Source organism: Caproicibacterium argilliputei (genome assembly GCF_029211325.2).
GTDB classification, from domain to species: domain Bacteria; phylum Bacillota; class Clostridia; order Oscillospirales; family Acutalibacteraceae; genus Caproicibacterium; species Caproicibacterium argilliputei.
This window is the reverse complement of the sequence record NZ_CP135996.1, coordinates 75011-97041: the sequence shown is the minus strand read 5'-3', so window position 1 is coordinate 97041 and position 22031 is coordinate 75011. Positions and strand designations below refer to the sequence as shown.

Annotated in this window: 22 protein-coding genes; 20 read left to right on the top strand and 2 right to left on the bottom strand. The window is 48.3% G+C overall.

What is annotated here, in order from left to right; all coding sequences use genetic code 11:
• The first annotated feature begins 7 nt into the window (after positions 1-7).
• From PXC00_RS00455 to PXC00_RS00370, 18 genes are all read left to right on the top strand, one after another.
• Complete coding sequence (locus PXC00_RS00455; protein WP_275844924.1) at positions 8-403, top strand: single-stranded DNA-binding protein; 396 nt, start codon at positions 8-10, stop codon at positions 401-403.
• A complete protein-coding gene (locus PXC00_RS00450) occupies positions 400-633 on the top strand; it encodes a hypothetical protein (RefSeq protein ID WP_275844925.1) in 234 nt (77 codons plus the stop codon). Before PXC00_RS00455 ends, PXC00_RS00450 begins: the two co-directional genes overlap by 4 nt.
• 3 nt (positions 634-636) lie before the next feature.
• Positions 637-3270, top strand: a complete 2634-nt coding sequence (locus PXC00_RS00445) for a YodL domain-containing protein (RefSeq protein ID WP_275844926.1) — start codon at positions 637-639, stop codon at positions 3268-3270.
• A gap of 21 nt (positions 3271-3291) precedes the next feature.
• Entirely contained in the window at positions 3292-3558 is a 267-nt protein-coding gene (locus tag PXC00_RS00440; protein ID WP_275844927.1) for a hypothetical protein, read from the top strand.
• A gap of 52 nt (positions 3559-3610) precedes the next feature.
• The gene (locus tag PXC00_RS00435; RefSeq protein WP_275844928.1) at positions 3611-3997 is read left to right on the top strand and encodes a TrbC/VirB2 family protein; all 387 of its coding nucleotides are present in this window, start codon (positions 3611-3613) and stop codon (positions 3995-3997) included.
• A 126-nt stretch (positions 3998-4123) separates the two neighbouring features.
• Positions 4124-6466 carry a VirD4-like conjugal transfer protein, CD1115 family gene (locus tag PXC00_RS00430; protein WP_316935028.1) on the top strand — a complete coding sequence of 781 codons (2343 nt, stop codon included), beginning with the start codon at positions 4124-4126 and terminating at the stop codon, positions 6464-6466.
• On the top strand, positions 6463-9138 hold the full coding sequence (locus tag PXC00_RS00425) for a pLS20_p028 family conjugation system transmembrane protein (protein ID WP_316935027.1): 2676 nt from the start codon (positions 6463-6465) through the stop codon (positions 9136-9138). Before PXC00_RS00430 ends, PXC00_RS00425 begins: the two co-directional genes overlap by 4 nt.
• Positions 9139-9141: 3 nt before the next feature.
• Positions 9142-9468 (top strand): DUF5592 family protein, encoded by a 327-nt coding sequence (locus tag PXC00_RS00420; protein WP_275844931.1) that lies wholly within the window; start codon positions 9142-9144, stop codon positions 9466-9468.
• On the top strand, positions 9461-10129 hold the full coding sequence (locus tag PXC00_RS00415) for a hypothetical protein (RefSeq protein ID WP_275844932.1): 669 nt from the start codon (positions 9461-9463) through the stop codon (positions 10127-10129). Before PXC00_RS00420 ends, PXC00_RS00415 begins: the two co-directional genes overlap by 8 nt.
• Before the next feature lie 12 nt (positions 10130-10141).
• On the top strand, positions 10142-12118 hold the full coding sequence (locus PXC00_RS00410) for a VirB4 family type IV secretion system protein (RefSeq protein WP_275844933.1): 1977 nt from the start codon (positions 10142-10144) through the stop codon (positions 12116-12118).
• Between the two features lie 2 nt (positions 12119-12120).
• Positions 12121-13263: a hypothetical protein gene (locus PXC00_RS00405; protein WP_275844934.1), complete on the top strand. Its 1143-nt coding sequence runs from the start codon at positions 12121-12123 to the stop codon at positions 13261-13263.
• Between the two features lie 190 nt (positions 13264-13453).
• Entirely contained in the window at positions 13454-13759 is a 306-nt protein-coding gene (locus tag PXC00_RS00400; RefSeq protein WP_275844935.1) for a hypothetical protein, read from the top strand.
• Positions 13725-14102: a hypothetical protein gene (locus tag PXC00_RS00395; protein ID WP_275844936.1), complete on the top strand. Its 378-nt coding sequence runs from the start codon at positions 13725-13727 to the stop codon at positions 14100-14102. Before PXC00_RS00400 ends, PXC00_RS00395 begins: the two co-directional genes overlap by 35 nt.
• Before the next feature lie 3 nt (positions 14103-14105).
• Complete coding sequence (locus PXC00_RS00390; RefSeq protein WP_275844937.1) at positions 14106-15215, top strand: toll/interleukin-1 receptor domain-containing protein; 1110 nt, start codon at positions 14106-14108, stop codon at positions 15213-15215.
• A gap of 77 nt (positions 15216-15292) precedes the next feature.
• Positions 15293-16546: a MobP2 family relaxase gene (gene mobP2, locus PXC00_RS00385; RefSeq protein ID WP_275844938.1), complete on the top strand. Its 1254-nt coding sequence runs from the start codon at positions 15293-15295 to the stop codon at positions 16544-16546.
• Positions 16547-16565: 19 nt separating this feature from the next.
• Entirely contained in the window at positions 16566-17621 is a 1056-nt protein-coding gene (locus PXC00_RS00380; RefSeq protein WP_275844939.1) for a bifunctional lytic transglycosylase/C40 family peptidase, read from the top strand.
• 17 nt (positions 17622-17638) lie between these two features.
• Positions 17639-18355, top strand: coding sequence for a hypothetical protein (locus PXC00_RS00375; RefSeq protein ID WP_275844940.1), 717 nt, complete (start codon positions 17639-17641; stop codon positions 18353-18355).
• Positions 18356-18431: 76 nt separating this feature from the next.
• Positions 18432-18677 (top strand): type II toxin-antitoxin system Phd/YefM family antitoxin, encoded by a 246-nt coding sequence (locus tag PXC00_RS00370; RefSeq protein WP_275844941.1) that lies wholly within the window; start codon positions 18432-18434, stop codon positions 18675-18677.
• Positions 18678-18756: 79 nt separating this feature from the next.
• On the opposite strand, the gene PXC00_RS00365 is transcribed toward PXC00_RS00370, so the two are convergent.
• Both PXC00_RS00365 and PXC00_RS14095 read right to left on the bottom strand, forming a co-directional pair.
• The gene (locus tag PXC00_RS00365) at positions 18757-19110 is read right to left on the bottom strand and encodes a type II toxin-antitoxin system HicB family antitoxin (protein WP_275844942.1); all 354 of its coding nucleotides are present in this window, start codon (positions 19108-19110) and stop codon (positions 18757-18759) included.
• The gene (locus tag PXC00_RS14095) at positions 19107-19292 is read right to left on the bottom strand and encodes a type II toxin-antitoxin system HicA family toxin (protein WP_407654341.1); all 186 of its coding nucleotides are present in this window, start codon (positions 19290-19292) and stop codon (positions 19107-19109) included. The genes PXC00_RS00365 and PXC00_RS14095 overlap by 4 nt, the downstream gene beginning before the upstream one ends.
• Positions 19293-19502: 210 nt before the next feature.
• On the opposite strand from PXC00_RS14095, the gene PXC00_RS00360 reads away from it, so the two are divergent.
• Positions 19503-19709 carry a hypothetical protein gene (locus tag PXC00_RS00360; protein ID WP_275844943.1) on the top strand — a complete coding sequence of 69 codons (207 nt, stop codon included), beginning with the start codon at positions 19503-19505 and terminating at the stop codon, positions 19707-19709.
• Between the two features lie 105 nt (positions 19710-19814).
• On the top strand, positions 19815-21959 hold the full coding sequence (locus PXC00_RS00355; protein WP_275844944.1) for a type IA DNA topoisomerase: 2145 nt from the start codon (positions 19815-19817) through the stop codon (positions 21957-21959).
• The last annotated feature ends 72 nt before the right edge of the window (positions 21960-22031 follow it).

The following is a 22031-nucleotide window of genomic DNA, read 5'->3' as shown; positions in this document are numbered from 1 at the left end:
ATGCAAGATGTTACATATTTACGGGACCGGTCGCTTGGTGGCGGCTCCGGAGATGAAACAGATCCCGTCGAAAAAAACAGGAGAAGCGCGGGAATTGTGTTCCGTCCGGATTGCCAGTGATAATGATTATCCATCTGAAAAATCCTCATTCATTCGCCTGAACGCCTGGGGCGCGAAAGCTCGATATCTGTACAAGGCCGGTCACAAAGGCAGTTATGTGGAGTTTGACGGCGAACTGACAATCCCGGAATATGATAAATCCGTGGAAAAGCAGTATGAGCCGGAACTGCAGATAAGTGCGAAAGGGCATCTGCGCGTCCTGGTTCTGCAGAAGCGCACTGCGGCATCAGACGATTATCCGGAAGAATCCACTCCCTATTACGGAGAGGAGGAACCAATGTGATTACGGAGGATCTTCGACCGTTCATTGATGGTCAGGTCGTTAAGCACCCGGCAACGGTCGTCGGTGCCGTTTCCACCGGCGTTGTCGCCCAGGACGATTCGGATACATTTTTCCTTCTTCCGACAGAGGACCCGGAATTGCTTGAAGTCGGAACTATCCTGGACGCCGACACGCTTCTTCCGATTGTTGGTCTGCAAAAGGAACTCGCTCGCCTGATGAAAGGAGTGTAGCGGATGGCGAAAAAGAAAGAATATTCTCCGAAAGAACGCGCCGCATATGAACGGCAGCAGTTCCAGCAGGCGAAAGAACAGATTGACAACGCTCTGGCACAGTACAAAGAACATCCGGAACAAATTGCAGAGCTGCTTGCTTTTAAAAGCCGATTCTACCGGTATTCCATGAACAATTCACTGCTGATTGCTGCGCAAAATCCCTATGCCACGTTTGTTGGCAGCTTTCAGAAGTGGAAGGATCTCGGCTATTCTGTCAAGCGCGGTCAGCACGGACTCAAAGTGCTGGTTCCGGTCGAAATTACGACATTCCAAGTAATTGACAAAAACGGGCAGAAGCAGATTCGCCAGCTGCGCGACGCTTCTCCGGAAGAAAAGGCTGCCATCAAGGCCGGTAAGATAGAGACACACAAGCGGCGCGGCTACCGCATTGGCAATGTTTTTGACATTGCGCAGACGACCTGCCCGCCAGAGGATTACCCGAAGTTCTACCGGCAGGGCTATACTTCTCAGTTTCACGCCGCACTTTATGACGCCATCAAAGAATTTTCGGAAAGTCAGAAGATTCCTGTTTCAGAGGGAGATGTGCATTCCATTTCTCTGCGTGGCTATTTCGACCCTGTCACAAATTCCATTACCATCAGCGACAAGTTGCCCGATACAGAAAAGCTGTCAACGCTGACGCATGAATTAGGTCACGCCCTGATGTACAAAAGAAATGCAAAGGAAGAAAAATTGCCATCGGAAGTCCGGGAACTGGAAGCGGATGCTTTCAGCGTCATGCTGCAATCGCAATTTGGACTGCAGCTGACGCAGGCGCGCATTGACCATTTGAAAACCGAATATGAAGCTTGTGCAAAGATTGCACACTTTTCTTTCGAGGATCTTCTAAAAGAGGTAAACAGCGCTTATTTGGAAGCAAGAACTGCGCTGGAGCCGTTTTTGCAAAAAATTCCTCCGGAACAGGAAATTTCAGAAGCAAAAGAACAGCCGCAGCCGGTTCCCGAAAAAACCGCTGCGGCTGCTTCTATTGTTTCTGATCAGGCTCTTTCCGCGTCCTACACGATTTATCAGCTAAAGGCCGGACCCGAATACCGGGACTACCGATGGCGATCCCTGGACGAGCTGCGTAAGGCCGGGCTGGGCGTTCGTCAAAAAAACTATGATGCTGTTTATTCCGCACCAGCTGGACTGGACGAAACCTTAGACGGCCTTTACGCCAAATTCAACCTGAATCCGCCTGCGGACTTTCACGGTCATTCGCTTTCCATGTCGGATGTAGTGGTTTTGGAGCAAAACGGGCAGCAGACAGCTCACTATATTGACCGCTTCGGCTTTTCGGAAACTCCGGAATTTCTTGCGCAGATCCCACAGAAAAGCTTTGCGGAACAGGTGGACGCTGTATTGCAGGGGGAAACCAAACCCAACACAGACCTGTATGTGTGCGATACCCCAAAATTGTTAACCATGCTTGGGTTAAAACAGCTTCCTATGTTTATGACGCAAAAGCACTTAAAAGATGTTGTCCATCAAAAAGATGGTCAGAACCGCCATTGGCACGGTATCCGTGCGGAGCAGGCAAAAGCACTCCCGCACTTGCTTTCCGAACCGGCCATGGTACTGAAATCACTGACAAAGGCAAATGACATTGTGGTTGTAACAACAGAACATGATTCCAACCGTCTTCCAATCATCGTTCCAGTTCATCCGGATGGAAAAGGACATTATGAAATCAACCGAGTGGATAGCAATTTCATTACGTCCATGTATGGGAAAGAGAAATTCATTGAAACAGACAGTCACGGAAACCTTACTCCCACTTGTCTTTTGGGCAGGGTAGCCCATGCAAATGGGATTCTGTTTTTAGACAAAGAAAAAAGCCAACAACTCGCAGGGGAGGCTGGGCTAAAATTGCCCAGGACCTTTACAAGTGTTGACTTTTCGAGTCAATCATCAGCAGGGGAGGCTGGGCTCGAATTGCCCAGTAGCTTTACTGATGACGACTCAATCGTTACATCTATTATATCCAAAAGCGGTGAAAATGTCAATGAAAATGCGCCAGATTCGGCAGATGCAAAAACTTTTTTACCGCCGCCGTTTGATGGCAGTCCAGATGCCGTAAAAAAATTTCTGCGAACACAATCTGTGAGTTCCGCAGTCATCAGTGCCTGCATCGGCCGCGGCCTGCTTTACCAAGATGGAAAGCAAGCAGCGGTTTTTTCAAGCAGTGATGGCAACAGTGCGATTCAGCAGTCCACCGTTTCCGGTGTCACCGGTATGCGAGATCTCTCGCCTGATCAGAAACCGCACGGCTGGTACATAGATAATCACGCCGAGCGGCTTTATGTGGCACAAACACCTCTTGAAATCCTGTCCGTTATGACGCAAATGGACCGAGCTGACCAGGAAATAACGGACAGCAATTACCTCGCAACCGGAAACGCAGGGACGGCTGCACTTTTAGAAGTAATTCAGCAGCGCCCTGACATTAAGGAGGTGATGCTGAATTCGGATGTTATCGGACAGGATTTGGAAGCCACCTGCCCGAACATCCGCATCCGACGATTGCAGTCGAAAACTCCGTCTACAAATATCGCAGCACCGGCCCAGGCGGAATCCTGCGCCCCTGCTATCTAAAAAAGAAAGAAGAAATGATTTATGGGTAAACGAAGCACGGCACTCATTCCTGCATTCGACCCGCCGCAAGAGCAGCGGGACTTGGTAGATGCCTACTTGAAAAGTCAGGGGTCCTCCCTGGCAGAATGGTGTCAGGAACAGGAAGACCAGCGTAGTGCCGCATTCAACGCATTCTTTGCGGCGATTGTCACGGCAAACGCTTCCTTCCTGATGCAACAGTACAAGAAGCCGAACAATGTCTATAACAGTTCCTCTTCCACAACTTCCACGGAAGAGGAGCTGCTTTAACCGGCCATGCAAAATGCAGGCCTGAATTTTATGTATAAGGAGATATCGTAACATGAAAAAAGAGAACTGCAGGAAACCAGAAGTACGTCTTGACTCGCGGCAGGAGCACCGCCGCAAACGGTCGGCACAGATTCTGTTAATGCTGCTGCTGGCTGCATTGACAGTGTCCGTTGCCGCATTTCCCTGCTTCGCAGCGGACGCAACTTCTCAGGTAACAAAAACCGGCTCAAATTTGGTACTGATTATGCAAGTTATTGGCGGGATCATAGCTGTCATTGAAGGCATCCTTTGCGGAATTAAATTTGCTCACGGCGGCCGTGATGCGCTGATGGAAGGAAAACTTAAAATAGTCGGTCTGGTGGTGGGCATCATTATGATCTTTGGATCATCGGCAATCGTGGATCTGATTAAGCAGCAAAACGCCTTTGGCGGCATCTAACCGTTTCCGCTCTGGATTTAGTCCGGGGGCACAGTTCGAAGTGCGACATTATGTCGCACTTAACAGAGGCTGTGCCTCTCATTAAGTCCAGAGCAGGGTTTACTTATCAACAAGGAGGTCAAAATTGTGTTTAAGCCTGATAATCCGTTAGTTAGGAAAGAAAAAGCGCGGTATAAAATCCAGCGATTCCTTTCCGACAAACGCGTGGTTATTCCTATTTGCGTTCTCTGGTGGGCTTCCTGGTTTTTCGTGTCAAACTTTGGGGCGCAATTTGCGTTTCAAGGAGTTCTGAAACTTCTGAAAGGCCAAACGGGAATTTCTGCGTTATCTCTGCAATCTCCATTTCATCTTATGACGGGCGGCTACTGGCCACTTTATTACCTGGTAATCGGCATCTTTTACCTCATTTCGGCCGTCCGCCTGGGATTCCGGATTATTACATCCTACGAACCCCTTGCAGATGAAGCAACCAAAGGCGACCGCCGCTGGGCGCTGCCTGCAGAACTCAAAAAGCAGTACCCGCGTGTCCCGGCTGTGGAGCCGAATGCACAAAGTACCGGTGATATCGACGGCGTGGGCGGCTTTCCTATTTCCAGAATTACAGAACACGGGAAAGACTATTTTTTGATTGACCGTGACCCAGTCAATAATTTGTGCATTGGAACCACACGATCCGGCAAGGGCGAGCTGTATGTAAAGCCGCTGATCGACCTCTACAGCCGCGCAAAGGCGCTTAGGGACAAAGCCAGCATGATTGTGGCAGACCCAAAAGGCGAGCTTGCGGCAGCAACGCGGGATACCTTAATTCGCCGTGGCTATGATGTCCATATTTTTAATCTGAAGCCGCCGTATGACGGCTTGTCTTACAATCCGCTCGAAGTCGTTAAATATGCGTATATCTCTTTTTTGCATTTGCAAAAAGAAGCGAAAGCGGAAAAGAATCCAGAGACAAAGAATGAGCTAATCGGCAGCGCAGAAGCAGAATCCGCAAAGGCGGAGAGCTATGCAAAATCTTTGGCATATGTCATTAACTTCGATCCGAACGCCAAGGAAAAAGTCTGGCAGGAATGGGGCACCGCGATTACGACCTCTGCAATCCTGGCTGTCGTCTGTGACTGCTGCGAAAAGGCACAGGAGTGCTTGGACGCAGGCAGCCAAAAAGAAGCGGAAGTTTGGTATGACCGGATTACGATGTATTCCGTTGCCCGCTTCATCGTTGACTACTGCCAGCCGGACCCGGAAAATGGTGATATTCCGCCACTGGATTCCTATGTCATGTCGAAAAACTGGGCAGCACGATACCAGTACGCACCCGTAAACGCTGCAGATGGCCGCACCAAAGGCAATATCACATCTGACGCTATGGCGAAGCTTTCCCAGCTCATGCTGACACCGATTGCCAAAATGACCGCAAGAAACGATTTGGACTTGGAATCCATCGGCTTCGGAGATAAACCGGTTGCGTTATTCATCGTGACGCCGGATTACGACCAGTCCAATGATTTTTTGCTGACCATATTTCTCACGCAGATCTATCAGGCACTGGCTTACCGCGCCGATCTGGAGGGCAAAAAGTGCAAACGGCAAGTTATTTATCTTTTAGACGAATTCGGCAATATTCCCCCTATCCCGAACATGGCACATTTTATTACCGTGTGCCTGGGGCGCAATATCCGCTTTAATCTGTTTATTCAAGCATATGCACAGTTGGATGAACTGTACGGCAAGGCGGCCTCTACCATTAAGGGAAACTGCGGCAACCATATCTATGTCCTTTCCAACGATACCGAAACCAACAAAGCGTTTTCAGAGGAAATCGGGTACGAAACAATCACCGTGAATTCCAGATATGGCAATACGTTTCAGCTGGATAAAAGCCTGACCGAGCAGACAGATCGTCACCCTCTGCTGGATGCTAACCAGCTGCCGGACTTGGCAATGGGCGAAACCATTGTTGTTCGTGCTTTACATCGACAGGACGAAAAGCATCGGGATATCCGTAAAAAATACCCAATTTTGAACACCGACGAACTGCAGATGAAGCCCTGCTATGAATATCTGCATTCATTTTCTGATCAGACGTTTACGGAACTCAAACTATCAAAGACCTGTACGCATTTGTCTGTGAATTTGGACGACATTGTTTTTGACCCCATCAGTCAGCAGGGTTGGGAACCGCCAAAACAGGACACAGAACAGAATACGGAGGAAGAAGACGAGTTGGCGGAAAGCACCGGGCCGTCCGGTGAAACATTGCTTTCTGCTTTTGTTACGGAAGAAAAGCTGCAGACAATCAGTAACCGTATACACATGGTTGACGATACCCTGCAGGGGAGTAAACCGCTCGGAGATTTCACCTGGCAGGAATTTGCGCAAATGCTGTTGGCCGACAGCATCCCGGATGCGCTGTACAATGACCTAATTGCACAGGTCGAACAAATTTGGAAGGAGGGCGAAAATGCCGCATGAAGCAGTTTAAACGTATAAAGCCACCACAATACAGCTTGAAAGCACGCCAGGCAACGCAGAAACGCCGCTTTTTTTGCCATCAAGCTGGCAAATTCTGCCTTGCACTGCTCCTGGTCTGCCTTTTGTCCGGTATGTTGGCGGTGGGTGTCCACGCAGGGAATGCGCCCAATATTGACACAAATCAGTATAAAGGGATTTCGGCAGTAACAGATAAGGCGAATGAGGTTATGAACGGTCCTGGAGGCTCTTGGACAAAAGGTGACATGGCTAATTCTGTTATTGCCCTACACCAGCAGTTAGATAGCAGCCTGCCGCAGAACAATATCCTTTCCTATCCCTTTCGCCTGCTGGGCTGGTTGCTTGCCTGCGGCATGGGGATGATTGACGATGCGCTGTCCTTTGTCGTCCTGAGTGTATTTAAGTTTCTAAGCGGAAAATTGACGGGAAGCAGTCAACTGGACAAACAGCTTTCTGACGGACTGTTCCAAGGCAGCGGCTTTTATGCTCAGGGACAGAAGGGCGGCGACCTGCTTCAACGATTTTCTGGAATCGGTATGGCCTTAATGGCTGCTGCCCTCGTTCTCCTGGGCATTCAGGTAGTCGCCAAACCGCAGCATATTAAGGATGCCGCCCGCCATATTTTTGAGGGCGTTTTAATCAGCGTGTCCATTCCGGCGCTTGTTGCGGCCGGACTTGCTGTTACCGTGTCCTTGGTCAGCGTTGCAGGTATTGACCAAAATACGACAATGGGCAGCGCCATTGTCGCGCAAAACATAACCGATGTGTTTTACTATGAACGCGCGGGCATGGCAACCGATAAAAGCAGCGGTGCGCTTATCACAACTAAAAACGGTTCTCAGACAAAGAATCGCAATGATTACCTTGATTCCAACAATACAAAATCTCCGGATAATCAAAACAATCCGAATCTCATGCAGATTTATGGCATCCATCCGACAGAGTTTGTAGACTCCAAAACCGTCTGTGAAGACACCGATCCCAAAACCCTGACACAGCACGTTGTATTTTGGGAAACAAAACTATCATCCCAGCGCAAGGGAAATGCGGTTGTACAATATCTGGACAACCGCTGGGACGGTGCAGTTGCGGGCAACAAAATATCCATTTTATCCGAAGAATATTATCGTTACAAAGTGGATTGGCTCAATATGTATGTTGCCCTCCTGGTAACCGGCTTTGTGCTCCTGATGGCCGGAATCAAGTGGGTGCGCATCATGTTTGAACTCGGCATCAAACAGGGGCTTACCCAACTGCTTGCCGTGACAGATCTGCGTACCATGCAGCGCACGAAGCAGGCGTTGCAGAGCATTCTCGGCAGTCTGGCTGCACTCTTTGGTACAACGTTCATGTTAACCTTTTACATGGCGGCAAACACCTGGATTTCCAATATCACAATTCCGCTGCCCAATGGGTTGCCCGGCATACTAAGCAGCATTTTCGGTATCCTGGCAAAAATCATACTGGAAATTGGGCTTGCGTGGATTACGATCGACGGCCCGGATATCTTTGAAAAGATATTCGGTATTGACGTTGGCGTGAAAGATTCCATGCGCACCCTGTACGGTCTGCAGTCTGTCGGTCGTGCTACGCGCGGTGTCCATAATGGCATTTTCGGCTCCCGTGTGCCGAACGGACAAGGCGGCATGGTTCGTGTTGGGGGGTTGTTTGGGCAGCATGGAGCTGCCAGTCATCTTGCGCAAGCCGGTCGAGGTGCTGTATCTTTTGGTGGAAATGTTGTGTCCGGTGCTGCGTCTGCTGCTTCCGCACTCGGCGGCTGGGGTGCTGGAAAAAGAGCAGCCAGGCAGGCTCTCAGACAAACGAGCGGGAACAAAGCGGCAGGCGGACAAGCCGCCGCCTCGCCAAACCTGCAAGCCAATCATTTGACTGCAGGGCAGTTAAATGTAACCGGCACCGGCAATGCACAGGGCGTATCCCCGAAAAACGCAGACGGACGGCAAAGCGCCGGTCAGAGTCAAACCCAACAGCGGTCCAGTCTGCAGAATGCAGCCGTCAGCCCGCAGCGTGCTTTCGGCGGACACGGCGCACGGACAGCGGCAACCGGACAAACCGCTTCATCCGTCGCATCTATCCTTTCCGGCTCGCCTTCCGGTGGCAATTTTTCTTCCGCTGCATCTCGTTTTGCAAATGTGGCAGCAACTCCAGTAATGAATCCAATCGTTAATGCACCGCTGCCAACGACCAAACCGGCCGGTGCAAACCAATCGAAACCCGCTGCGGCCACCAGAAGATCGTCGTCACCATCTACAGTGACCCGAAACACCGGTCCACTGCAGACCACATCGGCAGGCCGTCCTGCGACTCCGGCCATGCCTGTTAACCGAAACGCAAGGCCGGTACAGCCGCGGATGTCTGCACCCTATGCCAGTACAACTGCAGCTGCAGGTGGAAACAATTCCGGCAGCGGCAGTCTCCCTCCGCTTCGTGGAAACGGACAAACTCTGTCTCAGCATCTGGGTGGACAAGTACAACAAGCAGGCGGCTTTATTCGCCAGCGTACGGCAAGCTTAGTAAAGGATAACCAAGGCAACCTCAAAAAGAACGCCGCCACGCGCCCCTATCGTGCCGCAAAATCAGCGTATGATTACGCCTATAATGGTGCAATCACACGCGCACAAAAGAAAGGAAAATAATTCATGGACGATCTGTATCAGACAATTCCGAAGTCTTTATATGAGGAAATCAAGCTTTTTCAATTTGGCGACTTTGTGTTTTACCTCAAGGACCTGGCTGCAGCTGCTGTTGTAACCGGGCTTTTTATTTGCTTTTCCGCTGCTGTTAACGGCTGGCTTCTGATTCCATATATTTTGTTTGGTGTTCTGACCTTCCTTTATTTAATCGGGAATATTGATGCATCAAACCCAGGCAGGCGGAACTGGCAGGGTCTGCAGTATTATTTGTTCCGCAACCGCGAAACGGTGTACTCCCTCAATGGGAAGCAGGAGGATGGCTATAATGAGTAAATTTCAGCAGATCGCTACAAAGATTTTTATTCCAACAAAAAAGGTACCAAAAGCGAGGAAAAACCAGAAGGCTGCCCCGCAAAAAGAAAAGGCAAAAGCAAAATCACCGGACAAGGAACGGCACAAGGAAGCCGTCCGGCGCGGTAAACAAATTACGCGGACTGTACTGGACATTTATCCTGTGCGGGATTATCTGCGGACTAAAACCGGCGGGTACTTCCTGCTGCAGGATAATACCTGCATGGACATTCTTTGGATTCGTGGTAAGTCCTATTTTAACCGTTCGGAGGATGAAGTCCGCGGCCTAGTTGCAAGCGGTACCCAGTTTGAAAGGAAGTATAAAGAACCTTACAAAATATTATCGCTTAATATGCCCACCAACACAAAGCAGCACCGGGACTATCTTACCTACATGAGCGAGCGCCAAACCTCAAAAAAGCACCGGCAAATGCTGCAGGAACTTGTTTGGCAGTACCAACGGCTTGACGAAACCACCACGGAGCGTCAGTCGTTTTTCTTCGTTTTTGCAGCCAGTGAGGATCAGTTAAGGACTTTAAAAGGACTGCTGTATGAATCGCCAATTTTTATTGAAGAAATCAGCTATGAGATAAAAGCAGATATTTTGTGGCGGCTAAACAACATGAGCAAGTCTATCAAATAGGAGGAATCAAAAATGGCCGAGAAGATAAAAAAGAAAAAAGCCGCAAAAAAGGCGGAGCCGACAAGGCTGCAGCTGATGCCGCAGTTTGTTGATAACGATCCAGTTTTCGCAAAAAAACATGGGTATAATCCGTTCTTGATTTCTAGGACGCAGCCTGGCGGAAACCTTAGCTTTAAGAGCGACAGATACATCGAAACCGGCGACGGATATGTCTGCTGCATACATCTGTACGGCCTGCCAAAAACCGTTCGCACTTTCTGGCTGCAGCAAATTATGGGTATGGAAGGCGTTTTTACAACGCTTGACGTTGCACCCGCTGATTTAAAAGAAATTAAAAAACGTCTTACGCGCAGCATTACCGAAGTTGAATCGCGCGACAACAAAAATGACGAAGAACAGATTGAATCACAGAATCGCTATGAACTGCTGCGCAATATGTTGGAGGGCATCATTACTGAATCGGAAGTTGTAAAAATGGTGCATCTGCGTATCTATGCGTCCAATCGAAATAAAAATGAGCTGGACAAAACCTGCCGCACGATTATTGAAAAGCTGGAATCGGAGGAATATCAGGCCGCGATTTTTCTCGACGAAACAGAACCGGAATATAGGGCACTGTTCCAACCGTATACCACGCAGATAAAGGAAATCAACCACCGCAAGGGCCTCGGCTGCCCGGCCAGCGCGGTCGCGCTCGGGTATCCTTTTAACGTGGAGCGGCTGGATGATCCTTGGGGCATGTACCTCGGATTTACTCGCACGGACGGCAATGTGTTTCTGGATACGTTTCGCAAAACCTCGCAGCGATTGTCGTATGACGGCGTGGTGGCCGGGAAGAAAGGTTCCGGAAAATCCACTTTACTCAAAATGCTGATGAAGATGAATGCAATCATCGGCAACTACATCCGCGTGCTGGACTTAACCGGTGAATTTACAAAACTTGGCGTAACACTCGGCGGAACCGTGGTCTATATGGATGGCTCGCAATATTGTTTGAATCCTTTGGAGATTTTCAAGTCTGCGGAAGACGACTCCGTAAACTTTTCGCGTCACCTCTCCAAACTGAATATGTTGTACAGCTTTTTAGCGCCGGATTCGACGAATGATATTCGCAATGAGTTCGAAGAATACTGCCGCCTGCTGTACGAAAGCACCGGCATCTGGAGTCCGGAAAGCCACGCAGAGGGCAGCCAAATGACTGGCCTGCCGCCGGAAGCGTACCCCACCTTCGGGGATTTACTGCAGCTAATTAGATCTGATTTGTATGAGGATTTCGCATCCAAGCAGGAAAATACAAAGCTTTCCGAGTCTAAAAGGCAGCGCTTAGAGTCCATCGAATTGACCGTGCAAAGCCTGGTTAACGCTTACCCGCAGATGTTTAACAGACACACCTCCATTCCGAATTTGACTAATGAACAGATCGTTGTCTTCAATGTGCAGAACCTGGCCAACATGAAAGAGGGCATTTTTTACGCACAGTTGTTTAACATTCTGTCACTGATGCTGGACGATATGGTGACGATCGGCGGCAACAGCAAAGCTGAATTTGAAGCGCAAGGTTCCGACAAATCGTGCATTAAAGATCTTACCAAGCTGATGCTGATACTTGACGAATCGCATGAGTACATCAATACCAAGAACCCGTTGGTTCTGGATTATATGATTGAAATCCTCCGGCAGGACCGTAAATATTTCACCGGCCTGTGGTTTGCCAGCCAGTCCATCCGTGACTTTGCACCGGAAGAAGCTGGCATTGATAAGCTGAAAACACTGTTTGAATTGGCACAGTATAAATTCATTATGCAGCATGACTCGAATGCATTGCCACTGATAGCAAAGGTGTTTGCCAACGAAATCACGCCGTCACAGGTTGAGCGCATCCCCCAATTTATTCGAGGAGAAGCCATCCTGCTCTACGGTGAAGATTCCCTGAATATGATTACCGATCCGTCTAATGAGGACTTGAAGCTCTTTGAAGGAGGTGCTTGAACATGGCGGAACAAGCAGCGGTCGCAGCGCCTGCCCATGACATTCAGACCAAGAAAAAAATTAAAGAGAAGAAAAAGCTTCGCAACAAAGCAAAGTCCTATAAGCGTTTCTGTATCATTTTTGTTTCCCTGATGCTGTTCTTCTGCTCCAGTAAATTGTGGATGCCTGACACCTCAAAAACATACAGCAGTGCTTACGGTATGCAGCAGGAATGCTCCGATAACATTGTTTTAACGCTCAATAAGTGGGAATACAATCCCAATACCCATTACCTGGAGGCGGTGTTTGGCATCAAACCGGAAGACGAAAACTTTGTCTATGACCAGGACTTACGGTTTACGCCAAAGCTCTATCAGTTCGATGCAAAAGGCGCCGTCATGAACCAACTGACGTGCAAAACCGCTTACGCAGACGACTCTACGCTGGTTATCCAAATGCCGAGTGTCCCGGACGATTGGAACGTTCTCGGCTTGTCCATTTCGGACAATTCGGCTGCACTGCTCTCAATTCAAAACGCCGAAGACCCTGCGGAACAAAAATCAAAATCCTTGTTTGGTATTCTGGATTCCTCTGATACACACGCTGTTTTCTATTGTGATTCCCGCACGGTTAACCTCAACACCACGCTCAAAGCCGGTACCTCAAAGGATTACGCAGTAGACGCAATTGAATCTGAAATTACTGCCATACAGGATAAAATCACTGTCTGCAATACGCAGATTAAACGAAACAACGAAGCGGTCACCTCCTTGCAGCGCGCCATAGATACGCTGAAAAAAAAGCAACCTTACCTGACGGATTCCGACCTGGAGGATGTGCAGTCCCAGATGGATGCAAAGACTTCCCAAATCAAATCCATGCAAGATAACAACACCTCTATAACGAAGCAGATCGACGCTTATCAGGCAAAGCTTTCGAAGCTGAATGTAAAACTTGGCGACGCTTACAACGGTGTAACGCGTACTTATGAGGACACAAAACCAACATCTTCTGACAGCAGTTCGTCCTCTCAAAACGTTCCATCCTCTTCACAAACAGACTCGTCTGCGCCTTCTTCCGGAACATCATCAGTTCCAACCAGCTCCACTTCCGGCACTTCTTCCGGTCCTATCATTTACTTTGATGTACCGAAAAGCGGTACTTAAAGGCTCAAAAACATCATGCAAACCTGCATGAAACGGCACTTTTCGCGAATCACGAAATCGCTAGGCTTTGCCTAGCATTCAGAGAATCTGAATCAGATTTCCCTTATGCTCTTTCTTCCCATTCCCTAGAATTTTTTCTTCCCATTCCATGTTCCATTTTCCGAGTTCAAAACGCAAAAGGAGGTTCCTTATGGACATTTCAATTCACGGATTATCACCGCACACGGTAATGACCATTGACCAAATGAGAAAGGCGAAAAGCCTTTCACGCAGTCAGTTCCTTGTAAACCTCATTGACCAACAAGTTGACAAATTGCAGTTCACTTCCGGAACGTCGTCAGACGAATCCCGGTACACAGAACTGCTCACAAAAGTTTGTCAGATAATCGAAAACAATACGGCAGCGTTGACCCGGCAGGATACCGCATTGGAAAAGCTGCTGTACGAATTGGAGGCGGAAAATGAAAAAGTACTCCCAACAAATCCGGCTGAGTGAAGAAGACCATGCTTACCTGGACGCATATAAAACAGAGCACCAGTTATCCTCTTTCTCCGAGGCAGTTGCGCACATACTGTTGGAGCGTCGTGTACAGGAATCGTTAATCTCTCTGCAACTGAAAGAAATTCTGAATATCCAATCCATAACCAGAGCCGCGGCCAAAAGCGCAGCGGATAGTGCTTGGTTGTGTCTGGCGTTGCTGAATGATCAGATGGCGACTGCAACTGATCCGACGCATTACAAAAATGATTCTCTACAGCTCCGTGCTGCTCGTCAGCAGTTGATGACAGTGCTGAAAGAAAAGCAAGTTCGGTATTACGACAAGCGAAAGGAGGAATAAAGAGTGCGCTATTATTCCGAAAACAATTCCCCTTGGCCTTGTGGGTTTGATGAAAAATTTCCTCGCTCTTGTAGTTCTTATCTTCGCGCGAAGAAACTTGTGGACGAAAATTTCTGTGCAGAACATCCCACATGGTTTCATGTCCCTGTAAACGATGCACGCCTGATGGACTTTACTTTGTCTTTCATTGAACTGTATTGCGCAGACTCCTTCGGTCATGAATTTGTTACGATTCCATGTTATAATAGGAAAAAAGTTTTCGCTTTTGACACGGAGGAATTTATGAAACACGCTATTATTTTTGAAATACCTTATGGACACCGAAGTAAATATTTTGAGATGTTAAATAAAATTAACGCACGACTTCCCATACAGGATTGCATGACATTGTTTGTAAATAACGTTCCATATGATTTGCATTTTTTAGTTTCGATTGAAACTACAGATGAGTCTGTGAGAGATTTCGTTTGTCAACAAATTTCCTCTTTAAAACTTTTCCAAATTCACAGTAAAGGTATGGATGAATTGTTTAGGGAAACAGCTGCTCGGAAATGGAACATTCGGCAGCCTTGGCCGGGACAAGCAGACATTGAATTTCAAGTGGCGGGCTTTTTTAGTTTTCCGGAAGTGGATGAACTCAAACAAAAGGGATATGATCTTTATTTTCAGGCAGACAGGCCACGTCTTTTTATTTCCTATTGCCATACTGACAAAGCGCTTGTGTATGATTTTACAGAGAGAATGGAAAGCTGCGGAATTGACTTTTGGATTGACAAGAAGGATCTTGAAAGCGGGAAGCCTTTGCTACGTTCTATTTTACAAGGAATTTCGGAGTGTGATATTGCAATCAGCTTTGTATCAAAGGCTATGGTTCATTCTAACTTTGCACAGGCAGAATTGGAACATATCTTAGATGCTTTAATAAAGAAAGAAAAGATGTGGTGCTTTGTGCGAGTGGATGATGTGGATGTCAATTCCGTCATGCCTTGTCTTTCTACTTATACCTATATTGATTATGCGGCAGAGCATGATCTTGATGCTGTCGTTAAGGACGTTCTCACAAAACACAAACGAGCACATGAAGCGAAACTTGGCTATTCCGTAGAGTTATAATAATTATCCAATTGTAAAAGGAGTGCTTCCAAAGGGAGGCACTCCTTTTCTGTTACGCTAAACAGGAGGGATTAAAAATGACACATAATCATAGTCCGGGGCCTGTCCCCGGCGTTGTTATGCACACAAAATTCGTCATGTCCGGAGACAAGCGCTTTCGGACTTATGTGGATTATATGGACCGAGACAATGCAATTCGGAATGACAAATATCAACAGTTTTCTGCCTACATGACGGACTACATGGACAACCCCGCAAAACAATCTGACTTCAACCCGGATTCCGAACGCACCAGTGCCTTGTTCACCTCTACAGCCGATGCGCTTTCTGATCAGCAAAAGAGGTTTTACAAAAGTCAATTCACAAAGGCACAGCGAAACGGCAGTCCCATGTGGCAGACCGTCGTTTCTTTTCGCAACGACTGGCTGCAGGAACATGGTCTGTACGACGCTCGCACCGGTCTGCTGGATGAGGCACACCTGCGCACGGCAACGCGCTCAGCTATGACCGCACTGCTCAAAAATGAGGGAATGCAGGATAGCGCTGTGTGGACAGCCGCTATGCATTACAACACGGACAACATTCATATCCACATTGCAGTTGTAGAACCACAGCCCTCCCGAAAAACGGTTTTGGTGAACGGCGAAGAACAGTTTCGTGGCAAGTGGAAACAGTCTTCTTTGGACAAAGTAAAGTCCCAGGTTGCAAACCGATTGGTTGATCGCACGGAAGATCTGCAGCATATTAACAGCTTAATCCGAAACAACATCATTGCCGCCAAATCAAAAAATCTGTTTCAAGAGGACCACCAGTTACGCCAGCAGTTCCTTGCAATTTACCATGCACTGCCTCACGACCGGCGCACTTGGAAATACAATATGGGTGCCATGCAGTCCCTGCGACCACAGATTGACCGGCTGACAAAAGCGTACATTGACCGGTATCACCCGGCGGATTTTGCGCAGTTGACGCAGGCACTAAAAAAAGAAGAACGCTTCCAGCAATCTGTTTACGGAACCAGCAAGCGCGATTTGCACACGCAGTATGGAACAACGAAGCTGCGGGATCTGTATACCCGGATGGGTAACTCCATCCTCACAGAGATGCGGGAGTATGACCGCCTGGCGCGGCAGCGAATAACCGGAGGCCCCCGGCAGGATACGCGTCCTTTGGTACGCCGTGCAGCTGTCAACCACGATCTTGACCGTGCTCTCGGCGCATTGAAAAAAGCACTGCGCAGTGACAACAGTTATCGGAACCAGCGAGATTATGAGACCATGCTGCGCGCATCGGAGTCAGAAACAGAAACGGAATCCCGCGGCGGATTTTAATATAGGAGGGGATGATGAATTGCCAGCACTTGTTATAAAAAAGAAACTTGGTCTTGCAGTCAGCGGCAGCTTTTTGGTTGTCGCTCTTCTTTTTATCCTTTTGGCGGGTGCGCTTGTGAGCGTACTTGGAGGTATTCTTGGCAACACAAATTCCGGGGAAGGCTCCGCGGGCGGCACCGGAAAATACAAAAATCTGTGCCCTGCCGTTTTGGCCTACGAGTCAGAGGTTACCGAAGTAGCGGCACAATACGGAATGTCACAGTATGTTCCGCTGCTGCTTGCACAGATGCAGCAGGAAAGCAGCGGTCAGGGTGGTGACCCCATGCAGGCCAGTGAAGGACCCTACAATAAAAATTATCCGCATGGACCAAATGGAATTACCGACCCGCATTACAGTATAGAGTGTGGCGTTCAGGAGCTGCGGGACTGCCTAAAAGCTGCGGGGGCAACCGGCCCAGCAGATATGCAGGGCATTAAATTGGCACTGCAAGGGTACAACTTCGGAAATGGCTACATAGATTGGGTGAAACAGCGCGGCGGATATTCTGCGGAAAACGCGGTGGAATTTTCAAACATGATGGCGCAGAAATCAGGATGGGCCAGTTACGGTGATATTCATTATGTCGATCACGTTTTACAATATTATTCCGCAGACGGAACGGCCAGCGGCGGTGCAACAGATGCAAACGTGCAGTCCCTCATCAGCGTAACGGATGGTATCAAAGCAACGACTCACTACGTCCTTGGCGGCAATACGCCGGGACAAGCTTTGGATTGCAGCAGTTACGTCTGCTGGGCATTCACACAGGCCGGGATTAAAAATATGCCGCGCGTGACGGCACAGGGCATTTACGACGATTACTGCACACCGATTTCACCCACGCAGGCAAAAGCCGGGGACATTATCTTTTTTCAGGGGACCTATTTCTGTGGCGAAACCATTACACACGTCGGCATTTATCTTGGTAACGGACAGATGATGCACTGCTCCAGCTCTGCGGATGCCATCGTTGTTGGGGATTGCACCTCGTCTTATTGGAAATCTCATTTCTACGCTTACGGACGTGTCAAATAATTTTGGAGGATGTAAATATGAATAAAACACGTATCATCATTGTTGCACTGGCCACAGTTTCCGCCATCTTGGCCGGAACACTGGCCATCACAAAGCAAAATAATCAAACGCTTGCCCAGCAAAACCGGGCGGCAGCGGATACGAACAGCAGCCTGCAATCGGACAACGCCGCACTGCGTACCCGGCTGCAGCGCGCTGCACAGCAGGACGCGGCACAGACTTCTGAAACAGGCAGCTCGGAATCTGGTGTGGATTCCAACACTTCCTCTGCTGCTTCGGAGCCGGTACAGGTCACCGGCCAGGACGCGGAGCAAGTAGCGGCTACCATGGTGGAAAAGTATAATACATACTCCACAAACACCTCGGCGCAGAATCAGATGCAGGCGGTACAGGATCTGATTACCGACAAAGAGAAGAAAGCACTGACCGTGGACACTGACGGTGCACCGTCGAAAAGCGTGTCTTCCGCGACTACAAAAAACCCCACTATGACCTATCAGTCCCAGTGCCAGGCGGTGTATACGTCCTCCCACTATGTAGATACGCAGACGGAATATGTGTACGTCGTTGCGCAGCAGACGTTGAACCACAGTACCGGCAGTGGCAGCACCGACACAGCCAGTACCATGCTAGTATCCGCAAAGGTTGTGCTGCAGAATGGGAAATGGCTGGTGGATGATACCAAAACCACACTGCTGCAGAACGTCAAAGCTGCGGATTTAAAGCTGAACTAAATAAAACCAAGAATCATAAAATAGGTTGAATTTATCCTATGATGTGTGGTATAATAATCACAGGGAGATGATACCTATGAAAATTGACACGAACAATCTCGTTTCCATTACCGATGCAAATCAGAACTTCTCAAGGATTGCCAGAATGGTTGACCAGAACGGCGCAGCTGTCATTCTGAAAAATAATAGACCACGTTACCTGCTGATTGAATTTCAGCAGGCAGAAGGGGAACAATACGCCAGTGATGAAGATATTGCGGCAATTTCCAACCGCTTGATTCAAAAAAACCGCAAAGCGTATGAGGAACTTGCAAAATGTTAATATATTGGAAGAAGCGCGTAGCTAAAAAGCCACGCGCTTCTTTTTTATGATTGGGGATTTGAGTTGAATCTTTCACATTTTACCGTGTTGCAGAATTTTGCTGTTTGGCATAACTTGTAAGTGCCTCTGTTACAACGGAATTCAGCGTCTGGTGACTGGTTTGTGCAATCAGATCCAACTTGCGGTGTAAGTCCGGAGAGACGCGAACATTGAAGGACCCTTTATACGCTTTTTGCGGTTCCTTGTTCAGCTGTTTGCACAAAGCGAGATAATCATCGACTGCATTTTCAAAATCCTGCTTCAAACTTGCCACATCCTGTCCCTCATAGCTGATCAAATCCGCAATCCCGACAATTTGACCGAACAGGCAGTCATCCTCAGCGGAATATTCGACAGTACCATGGTAGTCTTTGTAGACTAAATAGTTTTTCATTGGATCTGACCGTCCTTTCTCAAAATGTCAATTACAACATCCAGCACATACCGTTTTAATGTGGGTTGAGGATGTGGCTTGTGAAACGTAATGACCGACTGATTTTTGGAAACAAATCGTATACGGGAACCATTTGGTGATGTGTCTTCCTTATAGCCGAAGTATCGAAGCAATTTGACCATTTCCACGTATTCAAAATCATTTGGACGCTGCAAAAGTCTTTGCAGTAGTTTTTCCTTTTGACTCATTTTTTATCACCAGTAATAGTATACTACAACGCACTCGAAAATGCAACTAATATTTAGTTGCAAATGAAAAGGTTTGAATACACATCTAGTAAGTGCGACATTATGTCGCACTTAGAAATCCACTTGAACGGGAGTACATAAAAGATGACATTATCCGAAAGTCAAAAATGGGTTTTAGACCATCAAGAAGATATTGCAAAAGCATTCCGTCAAACAATCGAGCCGGATAGACTGTTTTTCGCTGCCTATGACACGTTGGAAGAAATGCGGGAAGATTTCTGTGAATTTGCAGACGCAACGCAACCGTATATTAAAAAAGTGATTGAAAAATGGGTTATCCAATTTGCTTAGGCTCGGTATTCAGATCTGCCCCAACATAGAGCAGGACCATCTATACTGTGTTAAACTGATCATTACAAAATAAAGGAACCTATTTGTTTGGAGGAAAACTAAATTATGAAACTGATTATCGCAGAAAAGCCAGAACTCGGCCGTGCCATCGGCACAGCCCTTAATCTTACCCCAGCAGCAAGTGGAACCATGACCGGCAGCGGATATACCGTGGTCTGGGCCTTTGGTCATCTGATGGAGCTGGAGGAACCGGAAAAGCTGGACTCGAAATATGCAAAGTGGAACCTCGCAGATCTGCCGATGTTTTTTAACCCTTGGCCGTCAGTCGCCATTGACGGTAAAGCGGAACGGCTTGCGCAGATTGGCAAACTCATGCAGCAAGCTGACAGCATTGTTAACGCTGGTGACCCGGACGATGAAGGGCAGTACCTCATTGACGAAATACTTGACCACTTTCACAATACGAAACCGGTAGAACGTGTTTTGATTAACGATAATACCCCCTCTGAAATCCAGAAAGCCTTCCAACAGCTGCAGCCGAACGACAAGTTCCGGTCGATTGGCGAAGCTGCCCATGCCCGCGCACTGTGTGACAAAACTTTCGGCTACAATTATAGCCGCTTTTTTGCATTAAAACTCAATGTCAAAGGAATGTCAGTCGGGCGGGTACAAACGCCCACTCTTGGATTGGTAGTCAATCGCGACAAAGCTATTGAAGGCCATGTGAAGCAGAAATATTTTGAGCTATCTGCGGCTACCATCCTACATAATATCTCAATTGGCCTTGATTTCAAGCCGCTGAAAGAATCGCTGGAAGATGGACACTGCCTTGACTGCGCCTTATTGGAAGATGTGGGTGCCAACCTGCCGCACCCGGCACAGTTTGAAATCACGAAAGTGCAGAAAACAGAGGAACCGCCGCTGCCATTTAATCTGGTGAAACTGCAGGCGCACATGAATGAAAAATACAACATTCCGGTGTCCCGGACGCTTGAAATTACGCAGGAGCTGCGCGACAAGTACAAGGCGATTACATACAACCGTTCCGACTGCCAATATCTGAACGCGGAGCAGCACGAATCCGCTCCGCAGATCCTCCCTGCAGTCATGCAGCGACTGGGCGTGGAAATGCCGCTTAATTACAGCATCACGTCCAAATGCTTTAACGGCGAGAACGTAACTGCGCACCACGCGATCATTCCAACCGGCTCTCATTTTGACTTGAATGCTCTGACGGATGAACAGAAAAACGTGTACACGGAAATCGCACTGCGCTATCTGGTGCAGTTTCTGCCCGGACGCACGACGGAAGTTACCACGGCCGAGGCAGGCATTGACGGGAAAGGCAGCTTTAAGGCAAGTACCAGCCGTGTTTTGAGTGCAGGATTCGCCGATTACTACCCGGCAAAAGCGGTCAACACAACGGCGCTGAGTGATGTTCCTGCCGGACAGTATTCGGCAGAAATCACCGACTGCGAAATTTCCGAGAAATTCACTGCACCGCCGAAACGATACACACAGGCATCCCTGATTACTGACATGACGCAGATTGCAAAGTACGTCACCGATCCGCAGGCGAAAGCTGCCTTGAAAGCAAAGGACAAAGACAAAAAAGGTGAAAACGGCAGCATCGGCACCCCGGCCACGCGTGACAAAATCATTGAAACACTGATCAAGCGCGGTTATCTCCAGGATGACGGCAAACATCTGATATCAACCCCATATGGACGTCAGTTTTACGACTTGCTGCCGGATGACATTAAAAAGCCGGACTTGACGGCTCTCTGGTGGACAATCCAGGAGGATATCAAATCCGGTAATGCAAATATTTCCGATATGACGGATTCCGTACTTGCTTCTATTCGCAGTCACCTGCAGGACGATTATTCCGGAGTCCACGTCAGCCGGGAAACCAACCGGGAAGAAATCGGCAAGTGCCCGCTCTGCGGCAAGCCCGTATACGAAGGAAAACTGTCTTTCCGCTGCTCCGGCTACAGGGACGGCTGTACGTTCGCGCTCTGGAAGGAGAACAACTACTTCAAACACTTTGGTAAGTCGCTTACCAAAGCCGCTGCGAAATCGCTGCTAGGTCCGCACCACCGCTGCCTGACGAAGAATCTGACCAGCGCGAAAACCGGAAAGAAGTATGACGCTTACTTTAAAATGGCGATGCAGGACGGCAGGCCGCAGTTCTCTTTGGAATTTCCAGACAAGAAAGCACCTAAAAAGACAACTGCACGAAGAAAATAATCTCCCTATCCAATTGCTAAGTGCGACATTATGTCGCACTTAGCAAGAAAAAGGTTTAATTTACCTCCCATA